Source organism: Nocardioides rubriscoriae (assembly GCF_008087085.1).
GTDB lineage: Bacteria > Actinomycetota > Actinomycetes > Propionibacteriales > Nocardioidaceae > Nocardioides > Nocardioides rubriscoriae.
The window spans coordinates 309,010-325,878 of record NZ_VIYJ01000008.1; the positions used below are offsets into that span (position 1 = coordinate 309,010).

Sequence of the window (16,869 nt, forward strand, 5' to 3'; positions counted from 1 at the left end):
TGGGTTTGCTGACCCGGTGCGGGTCAGGCGCTTTCGCTGGTGTCGGTGGGTAGGTGGGCGGGCTCGAGCAGCTGACGGGCTGCCGAGATGAGGGGGGCCGGGACGGGCCGGGAGTCCAGGCCGTTGACCTCGAGCTCGCGGTCCTCGGGGATCTCCACGCACCGGTCCGCGACCAGGGCGCGGCGTACGGCGGGACCGCCGGCGTGCTCGAGGCCCCGGGGCCACTTCTTGCGGCGCGGCCCACGCACGGCGAGGGCGATCTGCTCGGGCTGCCAGTGGTTAGCCAGCAGCTCAAGCGCGACCGAGGCGCGGCGCATCCCGGGGACGGTGGCGGTGGTGACCAGGACGATCTGGTCGGCGGTGCGGACGGCCTCGGCGAGCCAGCAGTCGGTGGCCAGCAGCTGACCGGCTTCCCAGCCGACGTCGAGGATCGTCAGCTGGGTCTCGTTCTCTGCGTCGATCGGCAGCGGGATCTCGTCGACGCCGGCGAGGACCTCGCTGGCCCGCTCGAGCAGGACGTGGTCGCGCTTGCCCTGACGCCAGTCGGTCGGGTGAAGGCCGAGCTCGGCGGTACTTGCCGCGGCGAGACCAGAGGCGGTGACCGAGCAGCACTCGATCACCCGGACCGGGGCGGCGGCGGCCAGGCCGGCTGCCAGGGCGATGGTGCTGGCTCCCACCGACCCGGCGCATCCGAACACGGCGATGGTGTGCTCCCCCGCGGCTGGCGACCAGTCGCCCGCGGCGGCGGTGCCGCGGCCGCGGGGTCCCTTGCCGGTGCCGGCGCCGGCGCCGGCGCGGAACTCGCCGGCGTTCACGGCGTCCCAGGCTCGCTTGAGCTCGTCGACGCCGACCGGGCGGCTGGAGGTCTGGGTGCTCACTTGGCCTCCCCGATACCGCCGCGGCGGAACTCGAGCGCGGCACGGACCTCAGCCGGTGTCAGGCTTGCCAGCTCTGCCTTGGCGGCCTGGACTTCGTGCAGTTGGGCGACGCAGCCGGTGAGCTGTTCGATCGCCTCGATCTCGCGGCCGGCGATCGCGAACAGCTCGGCGATCTTCTCCGGCGTCCGGCACTCGCCGTCGTCCTGGGTGTTTGTCATGGGCTTCACCACCTCCAGTCGCCTATGTGTCGTGGGGCGGTGGGAGCGATCACGGTTGCGGTCATTCGTCATGGCCGAACTTCCTCGGGACGGCCGCGGCGAGGGCGCGCATGCTGCGCGAGCCGTGGCGACGGACGGTTGCCTCGGACACCCCGACCCGCGGCGCGACCCGGCTGGACACCTCGTTGCTGAGCAGGCCGCCGTAGCCGCGAGCGAGGTTGCGGGTCTCGACTCGGTCGGCCTCGTCGACCAGGCACAGCAGCAGGTACCGGTCGGCCGGGCTGATCACCTGGTTCTCGCAGGCCCACGCCAACAGCTCGAGGAGCTCCTCGGTAGCCGACGGCTCCTCCTGCTCGGGACCGGCGTCGGCGAGGATCTCGGGACGGTGGAACAGGGCGCCGGCAACCCGTTCGGTCGGCATCGCGGCGGCGCTCCACGCTCCTGCGTCGCCGTCGGCCAAGTCGCCGGACGAGAAGGACTCCACGAGGGTGGTGTTCGCCCACGTGCGGTCGGCCCGGGAGACGTAGAAGAAGTCACCGACCTCGCGGAGGACGCCGACGCGGGTGTTGATCAGGATGTTCGCGGCAACCTTGCGCAGCCGGCGCCACTTGAAGGTCCGGACCTCGATCCACAGCTGGGAGGCCACGAGCTCGTCGATCCGCTCGACGGCCGACCAGGAGCCTGCCGCGACGGGCTGGCTGTCGCGAAAGACCTCGCGGGGAGGGAGGGTGCTCAGCCAGCCGGCCAGCCGACACGCGCCGGGCAGTAGGCACTTGGCGAGCGCGGCCGCAGCGGCGATGTCGTCGCCGCCCTCGGGAGCTGCCAGCATGGCCAGCGCCAAGAGGACCTCGTCAGAGGCTGCGCTGCCCACCGAGGGCAGCCAGGCCCGGAGGTCGTCGAACTCCTCGACGACTCCAAGCCGTGGATCCGCGGCCACCCAGGCCGGCCACTTCTGGCGGGCCTGGTCGAGCAGTTCGCTGTTGTCGTCGAGGCCGAGCTGGCCACCCACACTCATCGCACTCGCTCCTTTCGTCCGTGGCTGTGCACGGCAGAAAGGTCGCGAGCGGGCGTCCCCGCATCCGTCCCCCCAAACCCCTGATTTGGAGGGGGGACGCAGAGGAGGGACGCGCGTTTCCGCAGGTCAGAGGGCGTCCCCCCGAAAGTTGCAGAAACTTCTTGACCAGGGTGGCGCGAGGCCTGTTTTGTCGAGATGCAGCGAAGTAGGAAATTGCCTACGTGTTGTTGAACAACTCGCGTTATGTCGGGCGGTCGACTGGATCCGGCGCAGGACCGCGTAGGAGCGCCCGGGGGGATGGAGGCTGTGGCCTCCCCCTATGACTTCTGCGCCAATGCCTCCGCGTGAGGCGCCACGATGCTCAGCAGCTGATGGTGAGTCGGGGCATCGGCTCCGATGATCAGGCCGCGGCCCATTCCGACCTCGGCCCCGTTGAGGTCGGTGACGATGCACCCTGCGGCGCGGCAGAGCTCGATCCCGGCGGCGAAGTGCACGTTGTCGACGAAATGGCCGTCGCTGATGTAGCCCGCGCGACGCCCGGCCGCTACCCACGCGACGGCGAGCGTGGTCGACATGACCCGAGGACCAAACGCTTTACGGAACGCAGCGTCGATCACCTGCGCGCCAAGGAACGGACGATCGAGCGGGCCATCGCAGTTGACGTCGACGAGCCGAGACTCCGGCGATGGAGATATCGCGACGTCCGCCCCGCCCGCAGCCCTGACCATGGCCTTCTTGCTGTCGGTCCAGAACACCTCGCCTGTGATCGGTTCGGCGACCGCCGCGGCAACGGTGCGTGAGCCGTCGATCAGGGCGACGTTGACGGCCACCAAAGGCGTCTGCGCCGCGAAGTTGAGGGTCCCGCAGAGTGGGTCGACAAGCCACCGGCGTGTGGTTGCGGTGCCACCGCTGCGGCCAGTCTCCTCGCCCTCGACGGCATCGTCGGGGAGGGCGGCGGTGATCACATCGAGGATGGCGCGTTCTGCCTCGATGTCCGCGTTAGTCGCGAAGTCGGTGCCGGACTTCGCATGGATACTCAACGCTCGGCCGTATGCAGCTCGCACGGTCGCCGCCCCTGCTCCGACCGCCGCCAAGGCGACGTCAACGTCGCGCGACACCGCTGTCACTCCGGCTTGCCTTGCGCAGCGAGGTCAGCTCCAAGGACCAGTGCTGGGCCACCGTGAGCGTGGATCTCGCGCTCGAGCGCGAGTCCGATCTTGGTCGCAACCCGCTGCGAGGCGATGTTGCTCGGCCGGATGATCGCGACCAGATGACCAACGCCGACGTCCCGTGCGGCGGCGCGCACGGACCCCGCCGCTTCGGATGCGTAGCCTTGGCGCCGAAGCGGCGTGCGCACGTGCCAGCCGACCTCGACCAGCCGCTCTCCCTCAACGTCCTGCATCGTCAGACCGCAGTCGCCCACGAAGTCCCCCGCGTGGGTCTCGATCACCCAGAGGCCGAATCCGTATTGCTCATAGTTACGGAGGGTCCACTCGATCCAGCCCTCAGGGCCGCGCGATCCGCCGATTTCCAGAGTTGCGATCTCGGCCAGGTCGCCCGCGGTCATCTCGCGAAACCGCAGGCGCAGCGTCGGTGCTGGAAGCATGTCCGAACTCTAAGGTGGCGCGTACGGAACGATTCGCCGACTTTCTGCCGTGACCTAGGTATGACGACGATGATGGACTCGATGGAACTGCCCGAGGACGACGAGCGTCCGCTGACCCAGGCCGAGGTCGACGCCTTTCAACGCGAGAGCCTGTTCATGCGTCCGGACGAGGTCGACCCAGACTTCCACCCTCGCCTGGGCAATATCTCTGTCGGATTCACGATGAAAGGCATCGCTCGGGCGGTGGAGCCCTCGCCTGTCGAGTACGTCGCGATCGACATTCGGGAGGACGACGACCACATCAAGGAAGCCCTCGCTATCCACAAGTGGAACCAGGTGTGGGAGTCCGCTCAGTTCCGGCGGCGCTACTTCGACGAGGACGAGCTACCCGAGCAAATGGCCCGGATCGCCGACCTGGGAGATCTCAACGTCAGTTTCGTCCCACGGACCAACTCGCGCTACCACGAGTACGCCCCGCTGCTGTATTCGCTCCCGGCGAGCACCCTGGAGCGCTTCGGCCTGCCGCTCTTCCGCGCCGGCATGTGGCCGTACGGCATCGGCGAAATCGAAGTCGACCGCTACCTCCCCGCCGACTTCGAGGCACGGCTCAGCCGGGCCTGGGCTTGGACGGTCTGGCCCCACTTGAACTCCGGATCCGGGCTCGCCGCCTTCTCCAGCGATGACCCGATCAAGCTTCTCGCGCACAACCTCGACTTCTGGGTCCCCGCCATCACCGAGGTCATCCAGGCCACCCTGCGCGGCTTCCCCGTGGTAGACGAAGGGACTGAGGCCGGCCCCGTCGAGCTCATCGACGGCAGCGTCCTCGAAGGTGCCATCAAGGCCAACCCGCGGATGGGGGGCCCGATCTGGCTCGGTGTCGACGAGGCCGCCGAGAAGGTGAGCGAGACAGTGAGCGCGGCCGATGCCACTGGCCGGCTCCGCGGAATCATGGACGCCGTGAAGTCGAACCGCGTGCAGGACGACTTCTCGCCGCGATGGTCGTTTGCACGCGAGGACTTCGAGCGCAAGCTCTACTCCAAGCGCTCCAAGGTGTCAGTGAAGTTCGTAGAGCTCACCGACACCATCCCGGTCCAGGGTCCCGAAAGCGAGGTGCTCGGACGGATCGTCACCAATGACTTCCTTGCCATCCTCAACGCCCGCAACAAGGAGATCGTGGTCCTGCTCAACAGCGGCGTGACGAGTCGCACCGAGATCGCCCAGATACTCGGGTACGCGAACCACAGCGCGGTCTCCAAGCGCCTCGACCGGATCAGGCAACAGGCGGTCGACTTTTTCGGCCTGTCCTGAGGTCACGCCGCGGACTCACACCCTGACGAGGCCATTGCCCCGGGCGGTGTTCGTCAGACTCGCACGCCAGAGATTCGTCAATCTCCGCTGCATCTCGACAGTTGTCGAGATGCAGCGAATAGTGACAACTCGCTGTCACGGTCAAGATCTACTAATCGAGTGGACTTTCACGGACGGCTTCGTCATCGACGTCCGACCGGGAGAACGGCCGCGCGCGCATGGGCCTCAGCGCTAACTCACTTGCGGGAGCATGATCGTGCGCATGAGTGACACACAGCGCATCAGGCTTCTCGGAGCGGGTATCAACATGGTGGTCGAGGTGCCGGCAGGCATAGAGACCTTCGAGCACGAAGGACGACTGTTCCAGCGCACTGGGTTCGGTCACAGCGTGGGTGCTGACGAGGCCATCCCGAGCTTCCAGCTCGTAGAGGAGGCGTAGTCCGGACCTCTGATCGTGGGCATTACGCCCTACCCGGCGATCACTCCAGCGAGATGCAGATGCTCGGGGGGCACCCCAACTGACGCGCAACGCGGGCAAGGCGATTCGCGAGGCGGTTCCCCTCCGCAGCCGCGCTCTGGACTTGTAGCGCGGCGGAGCGCTCGGCGTCAGCGTCGCCCGCCGCGACCGCGCTTACCAACTGTGTGAGCGCCTCAAGTTTGTCGCGGTAGTTGGCAACCACGTCGAGCACGACGGCGCCCGCCACGCCGACCCCCGCACGACCATGCGCTACGACCGAGCTCGCAACAACCTCGATCGCCACCCGAACTACATCCTGGCTGCGTTCATGGCCTCAGCCACGTGACAACCGCACATGGCTCCCCTCTGTGTCAAGACACGCGTGGCAGGGGCGTTCTAGGCTGGGGTGTGTGACGGGCCCCGGAGTGGCTTGTCCGAAGAGCCGGTGTTGGGGTTGTGAGCCGGTCGCGCTGGAGTCAGAGTCGCTACCTCGTTGCCCTCCCGGGCCCGTCGCCTTCGCTCGCATGGCGTCGTCGAGCATGGTGCGGTAGACGATGTTCGACAGCCGTCGTTTGAGTGCTCGCATGGCTTCCATCGGTGTCTTGCCGTCGGCTCGGCGGCGGTCGTAGTAGCGCCGGCCTTCGGTGTCGTTGCGTAGCTGGACGGTGGCCATGATGTGCAGGGTCCGGTTGATCTGCCGGTTGCCGGCGCGTGAGAGCCGGTGCCGCACGTTGTCGCCGGAGGAGGCGTCGATGGGTGCGGTGCCGTTCCAGGAAGCGAAGTGGTCGCGGTTGGGGAATCGGGTGATGTCGCCGACCTCGACCAGCAGCCGCGCAGCGCCGGAGGGTCCGATGCCGTGCAGGTCCAGCAGGCTGGTGCCGGTGGCAGCGACCAGTTCCTTCAGTTCCTTGTCCGCGGCCTTCTTCCGCGCATAGACCCGCTCGAGGTCAGCGATGAGCTCGGCAGCGACCCGGCGGCGGGTCTTGCCGACCACGTCGCGGGGGCGGACGCTGGCGAGCAGTGCCTTAGCTTGGGCGGCGGAGAGGTCCTTCTTGGCCCCGCCGGGGATCAGCTCCAGCAGCAGTGCGTGCAGCTGGGAGATCATCCGCGTGTGGTCCTCGCCCAGTGAGCGGCGGCGGTCGACCAGCAGCCGCAGCACCGCGAGCTGGGCGTCGTTGACCACAGGTCGCAGCCCGGCCATGCGGGTGCCGACCAGGGCCACGGAGTGGGCGTCGGTGGCGTCGGTCTTGCGGCCCTGGCCGGTGGCGAAGACCCGTGCTCGGGCTGACAGCTTGGGTGGGACGTCGATGACCTGCTCGCCGGCAGCAAGCAGCCGCATGGCTATGTGGTGCCCGATGCCGTTGCAGCCCTCGATGGCCCAGACCCGGTCCGGCCACCGGGTGACGTAGTCCAGCATCGAGGTGAAGCCGGCGGGGTCGGTGCCGAACCGGCCACCGCCGAGTACCTCTTCATCCGCGGCCATGACCTCGATGGTCACTGACCGCTTGTGCGGGTCCATCCCGATCACGACCCGTGCGTCTGTTGGCTTCACTGGCCCTGTCCTCTTAGTCGCTCCCTGACGGTTGTCGAGTCGGGAGGGCAACGCTGCTTCGAGCTAGGCAAACCCCTCTTGAGCCTCTCCTGACCCCTTGGCGACGCCCGGGCCGCGCAGGCCAAAAGAGAGCCACACGACCAGCGTGGGCAGCCGATGTGAGAGCGACGGCCCGGACGCCTGAACCGAGCCTCGCCAGGCACCGGTCCTGAGGTCAATGGAACAAGCAGCCGATGTGCGGACGTACCCTGTAGAGGGACGCGTCGTCGTCAGTGTCATCGACCGCAGCGGAGGGGAAGTGTGAACGACGAGAAGCCGCCATCGCCCGGGTACCTGTGGCGACCGGGCTCATCCCCTCAGGACAATCCACTTCACATCACCGTTGCGGTGGTCATCGGCCTCATCATGCTGGGCGTCGTCGTCCTAGCGCTCCTGACCTGAGACACAGAGCCACACGACTCCGGACACCTGTCGCGCATCACCCCGACTCTGCCGCAGAGCGGATGGCGGCATAGCGTCCGCTACTGCCGCTGATAGTGCGCAGCTCCGACGCCGGCGACACATCGAGTCCCGCTCGGGGATCCCGTTCTGGTCACGCTCCGCGTGACGATCCCGCACGGGGTCGCTCCACGAGTGACGTCGGCGGGCGGAAGGCTCGCATCGCGGCAGACATCCGTGCGTTGGCGACGCAACCGCGAGTGGCTCTCCGCGGCTTGAGGATGGTCGTGCGATCAAACCTGGATGCCAGCATGTCGGCGCCGCTGGCAGGATCGAGTTCATGATTCGCTACCCGGCCCGGCTTCGTCCCGGCGACAAGATCGCGGTGACCTCGACGTCCGCCGGTGCCTCTGGCCCCGGCGCCGAGCGAGTCGAGTTCTGTGTGGACTGGCTCCGCGCCGAGGGCTACGAAGTCGTCGTCGGCGAATGTATGGACGGATCAGGGATCACGTCCGCGCCAGCGGAACAGCGGGCCGCCGAACTCACCGAGATGCTCTGCGACCCTGCCGTCCGATGTGTCCTGCCGCCTTGGGGCGGCGAAACCGCGATCGATCTCGTGGACCTGCTCGACTGGAACGCACTGGCTGCCGCCGAGCCCACATGGCTGGTGGGCTACTCCGATCTCTCGACTGTTTTGCTGCCGATCACCACCCGGCTTGGCTGGGCAACCATCCACGGCGACAACCTCGCCGACACCCCGTACCGGCCACCGACGAGCCTGTTGCCTTGGACCGCCCTCGCAGCGGGAGCAGGCCCCCACGTCCAGCGTGACTCAGGGTTGATCGCCAACTGGTGGCGCTTCGAGGAGGACGCGAAGGCGGTCGAGTGGCGCGAGGCCGGCGAAGGACGGTGGCGACTCCATGGCGCGCAGTCGCTCGAGGTCAGCGGGCGGCTCATCGGTGGCTGTATCGAAACGATGGCCAACCTGGCCGGAACGCCCTACGGCGACGTTGCGGCCTTCGGTGAGCAGAACGCAAGCGACGGCTTGATCGTGTACTTGGAAGCCGCAGAGGACGAGGCGGCAACGATCTGTCGGAACCTTCACGGGCTCCGGCTGGCCGGCTGGTTCGACCATGCCGCTGCGATCCTCATCGGCCGAACCAACGCCGGCGACAACCCCAAGATGACACAGGAGCAGGCAGCACTCGACGCCCTCGGCCGCCTCGACCTCCCGATCGTGTTCGACGTGGAGATCGGCCACGTGCCGCCGCACCTGCCTCTCGTGAACGGAGCGATGGCCACCGTGACTGTCGACGCCGACGTACACAACATCACTCAAGGACTGAGGTAACGCCCGGCTTCTGGCTGGACCAATAGGAGAATTAGATTCCCGTTCGACGGCGCTCGGCGACTGCCTTCACCGTTGGCGGATCGTCTGATGGCACGCTCCGCGTGCCGATGGGCGTGCGATAACGCTCGCTGGACTGGCCGAGAGGCAATCGCCTCCACCTGTCATGGCCTCGAAGCGAGCAGGCCCGTACGCAGGGCGCTCGCTGTGGTCCGCCGGCGTTGTCGCCGTTGAGTTCGGCCCGGCCACGCGTGGCGCAGTAATCGGGTGGACACAGGTGGTTAGCGTCCTCGCATGGGTTCCCACGACGTGACGGCACCACTGCGGAACCGGAACTTCCGGTGGTTCTACGTCGGCGAGGCGGTCAACACCGCAGGCTCGTCGATGTCCGGCATCGCCCTGGCCTTCGCGGCGCTGCAGATCAACGACTCGGCCTCTGCTCTCGGTGTGGTGGTCGCGGCTTTCTCGGTCCCCATGGTCGGGTTCATGTTGATCGGCGGGGCGCTGGCTGATCGCTTGCCTCGGGCGTTGGTGCTGCGGGGCGGCAACCTGGTGCAGGGGTCGTGCAGTCGGCAATCGCGCTGCTGGTCCTCACCGACACAGCCGAGATCTGGCACCTGGTCGTGCTGAGCTTCGTCAGCGGCACGGTGGTCGCCGTCACCTACCCGGCCTTCCACGGGATGGTGCCGATCTTGGTCCCACCCGGGGATCGGAAGCCCGCCTACGTCCTGATCGGGCAGACCGACAGCCTGCTGCACATCGCGGGTCCGGCCGCGGCCGGGATCCTGGTCGCGGCGACCAGCCCCGGGTGGGCGCTGGCCTTCGACGCCGCGACGTACTTCGCGGCGGCCGGGTTCCTGGTCCTGGTCAAGATCCCGTTCGGTGAGCGCGCGGAGCGACAGGCCAGCGTCATCGGCGACTTCAGGGTCGGGTGGTCATTCGCTCGTTCCCTTGGCTGGGTGATCCCGGCGTCGTGTTGTGCGCTGGTGTTCAACGCGCTCAACAGTGGCGCGATTGGCGTCCTGGGCCCGGTGATCGCGCAGAACACCATCGGCAGCGAGGGCTTCGGCATCGCCCGGTCGGCGGAGGCTGTCGGGCTGTTCGTGACGGGGTTCTTCCTGGTCCACCTCACGATCCGGCGGCCGATGCACGCCATCATGGTGGGGTTCTTCGCGCTGGCGTTGCCGATGCTGGCCATCACCCCGGTCAGCACGGTCGCGCTGGCGCTCGCGTTCCTGGTCGCCGGGGTCGGACTCGCGGTCCTGAGCCTCGCATGGAGCCTCACCGTGCAGGAAAAGGTGCCCGAGGAGATGTTGTCGCGGATCATGGCGATCGACGGATTCTTCTCCTTCATCGCGATGCCCGTCGGTCAGCTCCTGGTGGGCCCACTCGTCCTTCTCATGAGCATCCGGAGCGTCGAGCTCGGGAGCTTCGTGCTCTCAGGAATCGTCATGGTCGTCGCCCTCGCGACACCCGCGATCGCCAACGTACGCCTCGAGGGCGTCACTCCTGACGCCAAGAAGCCGGCGGCCCGCTGAACCAACTTGCGGACCACGTGCGGACAGGGCCCTAACGAGGTGCCTCGTCGTGGTTGGGAGGCACAATTGCGTAGCCTGTCGCTCATGCCGATTCCGGACTTCGTCGTCGAACTGCGCCGACACATCGGGCAGGCAGAGCTGTGGATGCCTGGCGTCACCGCCGTCGTACGACGGGGCGAGGAGGTGCTACTCGTGCGCCGCTCGGACAACGGGCAATGGGCACCGGTGACCGGAATTGTGGACCCGGGTGAGGAACCGGCGGTGTGCGCTGCTCGAGAAGTCCTGGAGGAGACTGGGGTCGTTGTGAGCGTAGACCGGCTCGCGTCCACCTCGGTGATGCGCGGCGTCGTCCACGCCAACGGCGATCGGGCCGCCTACCTCGACCTGTGCTTCGCCTGCTCTTGGCTCTCGGGAGAGGCGCAGATCGGCGACGACGAGAGCGTCGAGGTCCGGTGGTGGTCGCTCGACGACCTCCCGCCGATGACGGAGATTCTTCGGGCACGCATCGACGCTGCGATCTCCGACGAGCAGGCGGCTCGCTTCATCGGCTGAGCAGTCGCCGGAAAGCGATCCTCCTGCGGAACGTGAACGTGATCAGTGGCGGGATCCGTTGAGGGCTGCTGCAAGGCTTGGCGCCTCTGCACGGCGCGTAATGAGGCGCCCAGCGTTCCGCGAGCTGTTTAGCTCTGAGCCGTGGGTCGGATGATCACCTCGCCGACATCGACGCCTGGAGGCTGCGCGATCGCGTATGCCACGGCAGCTGCGACGGCGTCGGCCGGCATGGCGATCGCGTTCATCCGGGCCTCGAGTTTCGCGCGTTGCTCCGCATCGTCGGTCTTGGTGACGCCCTCGGTAGCGGTGAAGCCGGGCGACACGACGGTGACGCGCAAGTTGGGCCCGGCCTCTTGTCGAAGCGCCTCGCTGAGCACGCGTACCGCCGTCTTCGTGGCCGCGTACACCCCCTGGGCGGGGACGATCCTGTGGGCGGAAGTCGATGCCGTGTGCACGAAGTGTCCTGAGCCTTGCTCGCGGAACACCGGCAGAGCAGCGGCGATCCCGTTCAGGACCCCGACGAGGTTCACGTCGACCATCTGCTGCCACCCGTCGACGTCGAGGGCGTCGAAGGGGGACACCGCCATGCTCCCGGCGTTCTGGTGGAGCACGTCGAGGCGGCCGAATCGCGACCGAGCTGCGGCGATCAACACCTCCAGGGCCTCTCGGCTGCGTACGTCGGTCTCGACGGCGATGGCCTCGCCTCCCGAGGCCGTGATGCGCTCGACGACCGAGGTGAGTCGCTCCGTTCGGCGTGCGCCGAGGATGATCTTCGCCCCCTTCGCGGCCAGGTGCAGCGCTGTCGCTTCGCCGATGCCGCTCGAGGCGCCGGTGATGGCGACGATCTTGTCCTGGATGCCGTCCATGGTGGGTCCCTTGAGTAAAGTCAACCGGACGCGCGTCCGATTCGTCGAGGAGGTTAACGGACAGATGTCCGCTTCGCCAAGTCCCCGCCGGGCCGACGCCGCGCGCAACCGCGCACACCTGATCGACGTCGCCCGGACCGCGCTGCTCCTGGACCCGGCGACGACGATGCAGTCGATGGCTCGTCGCGCGGGAGTCGGTCAAGGCACGCTCTACCGCCATTTCCCCACCCGCGAGACGCTGCTCGCCGAGGTCTACCGCGAAGACTTCCAGGGCCTGATCGGCTCGGCACGAGCGCTGGCGGAGTCTTGGGACCAGCACACCGCGCTCCGGACCTGGCTCGACGAGCTGGCCACCTTCGGTTACCAGAAGCACGCCCTGTCTGACGTGCTGGATGCAGCGACCAGGCAGCAGCTGCACGACGAGCAGTACGACGACATCGTCACCGCCATCGGGTCTCTGCTCGAAGCCGGGGTGCGTGAAGGTGTCCTCCGCGCAGACGTTACGCCGGCCGACCTGCTCGCCCTGGTCGCGTTCTTGTGGCAGATCGGCCGCGCGGGGGCCGATCGAGTGCCGCACCTTCTGGACCTAGTCGTGGACGGACTGCGCGCGTTCTAGTCAACAGATCGGCCAGAACAGGCGCCCAGTAGACCAACCTCGTGCGGGACCTGAGCAGGCCAGCCCACTGACCAATGCCCGGCCGTCCCGGATGACCCGTCCGCGAAGCTCGCCGGTGACGGGGCGCTCTGCGGGGAGAGCTCGTGTCCGGACCGGCCTACCTTGACGGCAACCACGCAAATGGCCGATCTCGTCAAGGTCTCCCGCGGGCGGGCCATCAATCCTTCGTGCATCTCGACATGTTTGTCGAGATGCGCCGAACGTTTCCAACCGCGACGCACCTACCTCCTCAACACCGAACCGGTAGGGATTCGCTCCGCGGCAGCGCCCTGGTGACAGGCGGACGGGTGACCGCGCGGTTCGACCACGCCGTGTCGCTGCGCGTTGCTACCTTGAGCCGTCCGTCGAACAGTGGAGTCGTCCGTGAAGCACCAGCTGCAGTTGTTGAGCCCCGGTGCCTTTCAGTCGATGGCCGCTGCGCTGGCGATCGCCGAGTTCGGCCCAGGTGTCCAGGTCATGGGCGCTGGCAAGGACGGCGGCCGCGATCTGTATTTCGAGGGCAACCTGAAGTTCGCCTCAGCACTCGAGTCCTCAGCAGACACCTTCAGCGGTTACACCGTCTTCCAGGTCAAGCACCACGACAAGATCTCCGACTCGGAGACCACCAATGCCTCGTGGTTGTGGGGAGAGGTCAAGAAGGAACTCGACGCCTGGGCTGAGTGGGATAAGAAGGACCCGCGCGATCCCCTGCCCGATCAGCTCGTCTTCATCACCAACGTCGCACTCACCCCCGTTCAGAACACGGGCGGCCACGACGCCATCCGCAGGAACATCAGGGCCTACCGCGACAGGCTCAACGACCCCAGCCGCGACATCGACGATCAGGATGCAATTCTCGATAGGGTCCAGCGGCGCAAGCGGATCGCGCACATCAAGACGATCCGATTCTGGGACGGCAACCAGCTCGATGCTCTGTTGAGCACGCAGGAAGGCGTGCGCCGCCGGTTCGACGCCTTCTTGACTGCCAGCGACGTCTTCACCTTCATCTCTGAGCTCACGGGCAACATCGCCGTTAAGGACAGCGAACCGGTTCTGCTCGACCAGGCACGCACCGAACTCCTCTCCGACGGGCTGGTGTACTTCGACGACGCCGGTGACCGCGAAAACCGCGGCATCCCGGTGCACGAGGTCGCGATCGATCTCCCCGTGACCTTCCCGGGCGGAGGCCACAGGAGCACCGTGCTGCGGCATGTCTTCGAGCGGGGAGACAACCTCCTAGCCCGAGACATCACAGCTGTGGACGGGCCGCGCCACATCGTCCTCACCGGCCAGCCGGGCAACGGGAAGACCACGATCTCCAAGCTGATCGTGCAGGCATACCGAGTTGCAGCGCTCAAAGGCTCCACGGCACTAGCGGCCAACCACGACACCGTGATCACCGGGACCGAGGACGTGCTGCGGAGGCTGGGGCACCACCTCCCGCGGCACCGGCGCTGGCCGCTGCGCATCGACCTCGCCGACTACGCGGAGGAACGAGGCCACAAGCTCGATGAGTCGCTGATGCGATACGTGGCCGAACACATCAGCAAGAAGTCGAACCATGGCACCGTTACTCCCGCCACGCTGACCTCCTGGCTGCGCGCTTGGCCCTGGCTAGTCGTATTCGATGGCCTGGACGAGGTCACCGAGCCAGAGACGCGGCGCACGGTGATCGAGCGCGTCGTGGAGTTCGTCAACAACGCAGAGGGGGACCGATGCGACCTACTTGCCGTCATCACGACCCGCCCGGTTGGCTACACCGAAAACATCGACCCGACGTCGTTCGAAACCGTCGGACTCGACGACCTGACACCCGCTGAGGCCGTCGCCTTCGGAACTAAGGCCGCCCAAGTACGCCTTAGCGGCGACGAGGAGCGGATCGGCAAGGTCGTCACGGCCCTTCGGAACGCTGCGCAGGATGAGAACCTCGTCAAACTGCTGCGGACGCCGCTGCAGGTCCTCATCCTCTCGATCATCGTCGACGGCGCGGGGACCATCGCACCAGACCGGTATAGCCTCTTCTGGAGCTATTACGACACCGTCGTACGACGAGAGCGCAACAAACCGACGATGGTCCGCACGCTCCTGACCAAGTACGAGCCGTTCATCCACCAGCTTCACGAGCGCGCCGGCTTGGTGCTTCAACAGCGCAGCGAGACGGCCGACCACTCCACGGCCGTCCTAACAGAGCCGGAGCTGCGCGAAATCGTCTGGCACATCCTCAACGACGCCGAGTTCAAGCCCGACGGGCACCACTCCGACGTCCTGGACTCGATCATTAGGTCTGCGACACAGCGACTGGTCCTGATCGCGCCCCGGAACGACGGCTTCGGTTTCGACGTGCGCTCACTCCAAGAACTCATGGCGGCCCGGCGAATCAGCGACGCGCCCCTTGAGACCCTGATCAACCGGCTACGTCTCCTGGCCCCCAGCCCACATTGGCGCAACACCTGGTTGTTCGCGACAGGAAAGATGTTCGCGGAACCTCGCGCCCACGAACACCAGGCCGTGGTCGAGCTCATCGAGACGGTCGACCAGGAAGCTCCCGAACGATTCGGATCGCATCTACCGATCGGCCCCGAGGTAGCTCTCGACGTCCTCGACGACGGTATGGCGCGCGCATGGCCGAACTGGAGCCGCCGCATCTTGGCTCACGGGCTCCACGTACTGGACGCGCCCTCTGCGTTCAACCTGGACCGGTCGCTACGCATCCTTCTGCGCTACGCCGACAGTGGTGCCGAACAACGAGACGCAGTAGCGCGAATGATGCGTGCGGGCCTCACAGCCACCGCAAACCGTCTGACGGTCGCCAGCGCGGCCGAGATGGTGTCCGCCATCGAGCACGATCTGCAGGTCAACGAGCGCACACTGGGACTCGGCTTGGTCCTGAACCAGCTGGCCAGCACTCCCCACCCCTGTCCGCCGGGCGTGGACTGGACCGCCTTCGACGACGAGCTCGACACCAGCCCCCACCCCGCCGCTCTCGACCCTGTCATCCGTGGCGCTGCCGCCGCGATGAAGGCAATCAAGGACGAGGTCTTCGTCGAGCAGCACGAAGCCGACCTCATCGCCTGCCTGAACATCCCCGAGGCGGCAGCAGTACTGAGCGCAGCTGTCGCTCACGTGCTCCCCGGCGACGTGTCACTGTTCCTCCAACTCAGATCCGTGCTCTCGCAGCGCTTCCGCGCCCCACTCGCCGACTGCATCCTCGCCTGACTCCCTGCCGGACCACGCGGCCGTCAGGCCACGCTGTGTCGAGGGCGAGCTCGCAGATCGGCGGACCCCAGACCGCCAGGAGGGCGGCACCCAGGTCACGTGACGGGCCACCTGGCACCCCGACGGCGAGCGTCTAGGTCCGCGCGATCTTCTATTCATCAGCACAGGCGAGCCACCCTATGTCTACTTCTCACGAGCCCCAGGTGACCCGAGACGCCTGGGGCACTTTCACGTCCAGCAGCGGCAGCACGAGCAGCGCCGCTCGGCGGGCCCGGTGCCTCGGGGCGCGCTCGGGCAGCGAACGACACAGGTCCCCTTGCTGCTGTGAGGACGGGGACCTGTGTCGGTGGTCGGTCGGCTAGTACAGGGTCACTGGGTCAGCACCTGGGCCTCCCCGATGCGGATCGGGAGGGGCTCTGTGGCCAGGTCGAACTCGATGGTTCCGGACTGCCCGCCACCGGTCCACTCGACCACCCAGTGACTGGCCGCGGTGACCTGGTACGCACCCTCGGGCTGGTCGGTCGACATCTTCGCGTAGCGGTGCCCGCAGGTCGGGGAGTCCTGCTTGCCGTAGTGATCGGCGTACGGCGTCCCCTTGCCGGTGCAGGTCACCTTGGTGCCGTCGCCCATGTTCCACACGATGCTGGAGACGCTGGCGGTGGCGCTGACCGAGACCGGCCCTTCGCTGGCGGACGCGGTGATCGGTCCGAACGTGTCATCGGTCGGGCTGTCGACCCACATCCACACCGGCAGACCAACGAGTCCGACCCGGTTGGGGCCAGGCTCGGGAACGATGCCGATCCTGATCGGATCCAGGTCCATCGACGCGATCGCGCGATTGGCGAGAACCACCGGGTCGATCGTGACCGTGCCGTTCTGGATCCAGACCGGATCCCATGAGGAGCCTGGGGGCGGCCAGTAGCAGATGTGCCACGCACCATCCTCATTGGTCTGTCCAGGGGGCGGCAGTGGGCCCTCCCCACCCGGATCCCAGACGTCGCCGACCCAGCACTGATGGCTGCTGCTCCATACCGACCCGCCGGGGCCAGTGCACGGGATCTCCCTACCGTCCGAGGTCGAGCAAGTCGACGAGCCACCGGTGTCACCGCCGTCACCGCCATCGTTGCCGCCATCCTCGTCGTCACAGACAACTTCGCCGGTCACCGGGTCCGCTGTGCAGTCAGCGCTCGCGGCGGAGGCGGTGACGAACACGATGACGAGC

17 protein-coding genes are annotated in these 16,869 nt (G+C 67.2%); 8 read left to right on the forward strand and 9 right to left on the reverse strand.

What is annotated here, in order from left to right; translation table 11 throughout:
• Positions 1-23: 23 nt before the first annotated feature.
• From FZC61_RS16060 to FZC61_RS16080, 5 genes are all read right to left on the reverse strand, one after another.
• Positions 24-878: a hypothetical protein gene (locus FZC61_RS16060; protein ID WP_148615173.1), complete on the reverse strand. Its 855-nt coding sequence runs from the start codon at positions 876-878 to the stop codon at positions 24-26.
• Positions 875-1,108, reverse strand: coding sequence for a hypothetical protein (locus FZC61_RS16065; protein ID WP_085894327.1), 234 nt, complete (start codon positions 1,106-1,108; stop codon positions 875-877). Before FZC61_RS16065 ends, FZC61_RS16060 begins: the two co-directional genes overlap by 4 nt.
• 49 nt (positions 1,109-1,157) lie before the next feature.
• Positions 1,158-2,111: a hypothetical protein gene (locus FZC61_RS16070; protein ID WP_148615174.1), complete on the reverse strand. Its 954-nt coding sequence runs from the start codon at positions 2,109-2,111 to the stop codon at positions 1,158-1,160.
• Between the two features lie 317 nt (positions 2,112-2,428).
• Entirely contained in the window at positions 2,429-3,238 is an 810-nt protein-coding gene (locus FZC61_RS16075) for an inositol monophosphatase family protein (RefSeq protein ID WP_342780333.1), read from the reverse strand.
• Positions 3,235-3,717: a GNAT family N-acetyltransferase gene (locus tag FZC61_RS16080; protein WP_148615176.1), complete on the reverse strand. Its 483-nt coding sequence runs from the start codon at positions 3,715-3,717 to the stop codon at positions 3,235-3,237. The genes FZC61_RS16075 and FZC61_RS16080 overlap by 4 nt, the downstream gene beginning before the upstream one ends.
• An 81-nt stretch (positions 3,718-3,798) precedes the next feature.
• Between FZC61_RS16080 and FZC61_RS16085 the strand changes: the two genes are divergently transcribed.
• Positions 3,799-5,025 (forward strand): hypothetical protein, encoded by a 1,227-nt coding sequence (locus FZC61_RS16085; protein WP_211357279.1) that lies wholly within the window; start codon positions 3,799-3,801, stop codon positions 5,023-5,025.
• Between the two features lie 262 nt (positions 5,026-5,287).
• Positions 5,288-5,464, forward strand: a complete 177-nt coding sequence (locus FZC61_RS23160; RefSeq protein ID WP_170286128.1) for a hypothetical protein — start codon at positions 5,288-5,290, stop codon at positions 5,462-5,464.
• Positions 5,465-5,504: 40 nt separating this feature from the next.
• Here FZC61_RS23160 and FZC61_RS23165 read toward each other — a convergent pair whose 3' ends face one another.
• Both FZC61_RS23165 and FZC61_RS16095 read right to left on the reverse strand, forming a co-directional pair.
• Positions 5,505-5,786, reverse strand: coding sequence for a hypothetical protein (locus FZC61_RS23165; protein ID WP_170286129.1), 282 nt, complete (start codon positions 5,784-5,786; stop codon positions 5,505-5,507).
• 30 nt (positions 5,787-5,816) lie between these two features.
• Positions 5,817-7,001, reverse strand: coding sequence for an IS110 family RNA-guided transposase (locus tag FZC61_RS16095; RefSeq protein ID WP_281289833.1), 1,185 nt, complete (start codon positions 6,999-7,001; stop codon positions 5,817-5,819).
• 811 nt (positions 7,002-7,812) lie between these two features.
• Here FZC61_RS16095 and FZC61_RS16100 point away from each other — a divergent pair.
• The 4 genes from FZC61_RS16100 (at position 7,813) to FZC61_RS16115 (ending at position 10,910) form a co-directional block, all read left to right on the forward strand.
• Entirely contained in the window at positions 7,813-8,823 is a 1,011-nt protein-coding gene (locus tag FZC61_RS16100; protein WP_148615178.1) for a S66 family peptidase, read from the forward strand.
• Between the two features lie 291 nt (positions 8,824-9,114).
• Positions 9,115-9,450, forward strand: a complete 336-nt coding sequence (locus tag FZC61_RS23960) for an MFS transporter (protein WP_148615179.1) — start codon at positions 9,115-9,117, stop codon at positions 9,448-9,450.
• Positions 9,384-10,358, forward strand: a complete 975-nt coding sequence (locus FZC61_RS16110; protein ID WP_148615180.1) for an MFS transporter — start codon at positions 9,384-9,386, stop codon at positions 10,356-10,358. Before FZC61_RS23960 ends, FZC61_RS16110 begins: the two co-directional genes overlap by 67 nt.
• 84 nt (positions 10,359-10,442) lie before the next feature.
• Positions 10,443-10,910, forward strand: a complete 468-nt coding sequence (locus FZC61_RS16115; RefSeq protein WP_148615181.1) for an NUDIX hydrolase — start codon at positions 10,443-10,445, stop codon at positions 10,908-10,910.
• Positions 10,911-11,038: 128 nt separating this feature from the next.
• On the opposite strand, the gene FZC61_RS16120 is transcribed toward FZC61_RS16115, so the two are convergent.
• A complete protein-coding gene (locus FZC61_RS16120) occupies positions 11,039-11,776 on the reverse strand; it encodes an SDR family oxidoreductase (RefSeq protein ID WP_148615182.1) in 738 nt (245 codons plus the stop codon).
• Between FZC61_RS16120 and FZC61_RS16125 the strand changes: the two genes are divergently transcribed.
• Both FZC61_RS16125 and FZC61_RS16130 read left to right on the forward strand, forming a co-directional pair.
• On the forward strand, positions 11,745-12,392 hold the full coding sequence (locus tag FZC61_RS16125; RefSeq protein WP_211357281.1) for a TetR/AcrR family transcriptional regulator: 648 nt from the start codon (positions 11,745-11,747) through the stop codon (positions 12,390-12,392). The two genes, FZC61_RS16120 and FZC61_RS16125, sit on opposite strands and share 32 nt — an antisense overlap.
• Before the next feature lie 423 nt (positions 12,393-12,815).
• Positions 12,816-15,647, forward strand: coding sequence for an NACHT domain-containing protein (locus FZC61_RS16130; protein WP_148615183.1), 2,832 nt, complete (start codon positions 12,816-12,818; stop codon positions 15,645-15,647).
• A gap of 369 nt (positions 15,648-16,016) precedes the next feature.
• Here FZC61_RS16130 and FZC61_RS16135 read toward each other — a convergent pair whose 3' ends face one another.
• Positions 16,017-16,859 (reverse strand): hypothetical protein, encoded by an 843-nt coding sequence (locus FZC61_RS16135; protein ID WP_148615184.1) that lies wholly within the window; start codon positions 16,857-16,859, stop codon positions 16,017-16,019.
• Between the last annotated feature and the right edge of the window lie 10 nt (positions 16,860-16,869).

Bases quoted from the DNA above. Each gene is read 5' to 3' on its own strand.
- FZC61_RS16095 (WP_281289833.1), bottom strand. From the start codon at position 7,001: ATGGACCCGCACAAGCGGTCAGTGACCATCGAGGTCATGGCCGCGGAT.
- FZC61_RS16115 (WP_148615181.1), top strand. From the start codon at position 10,443: ATGCCGATTCCGGACTTCGTCGTCGAACTGCGCCGACACATCGGGCAG.
- FZC61_RS23960 (WP_148615179.1), top strand. From the start codon at position 9,115: ATGGGTTCCCACGACGTGACGGCACCACTGCGGAACCGGAACTTCCGG.
- FZC61_RS16085 (WP_211357279.1), top strand. From the start codon at position 3,799: ATGGAACTGCCCGAGGACGACGAGCGTCCGCTGACCCAGGCCGAGGTC.
- FZC61_RS16070 (WP_148615174.1), bottom strand. From the start codon at position 2,111: ATGAGTGTGGGTGGCCAGCTCGGCCTCGACGACAACAGCGAACTGCTC.
- FZC61_RS16080 (WP_148615176.1), bottom strand. From the start codon at position 3,717: ATGCTTCCAGCACCGACGCTGCGCCTGCGGTTTCGCGAGATGACCGCG.
- FZC61_RS16120 (WP_148615182.1), bottom strand. From the start codon at position 11,776: ATGGACGGCATCCAGGACAAGATCGTCGCCATCACCGGCGCCTCGAGC.
- FZC61_RS16100 (WP_148615178.1), top strand. From the start codon at position 7,813: ATGATTCGCTACCCGGCCCGGCTTCGTCCCGGCGACAAGATCGCGGTG.
- FZC61_RS16125 (WP_211357281.1), top strand. From the start codon at position 11,745: ATGGCGACGATCTTGTCCTGGATGCCGTCCATGGTGGGTCCCTTGAGT.
- FZC61_RS23160 (WP_170286128.1), top strand. From the start codon at position 5,288: ATGAGTGACACACAGCGCATCAGGCTTCTCGGAGCGGGTATCAACATG.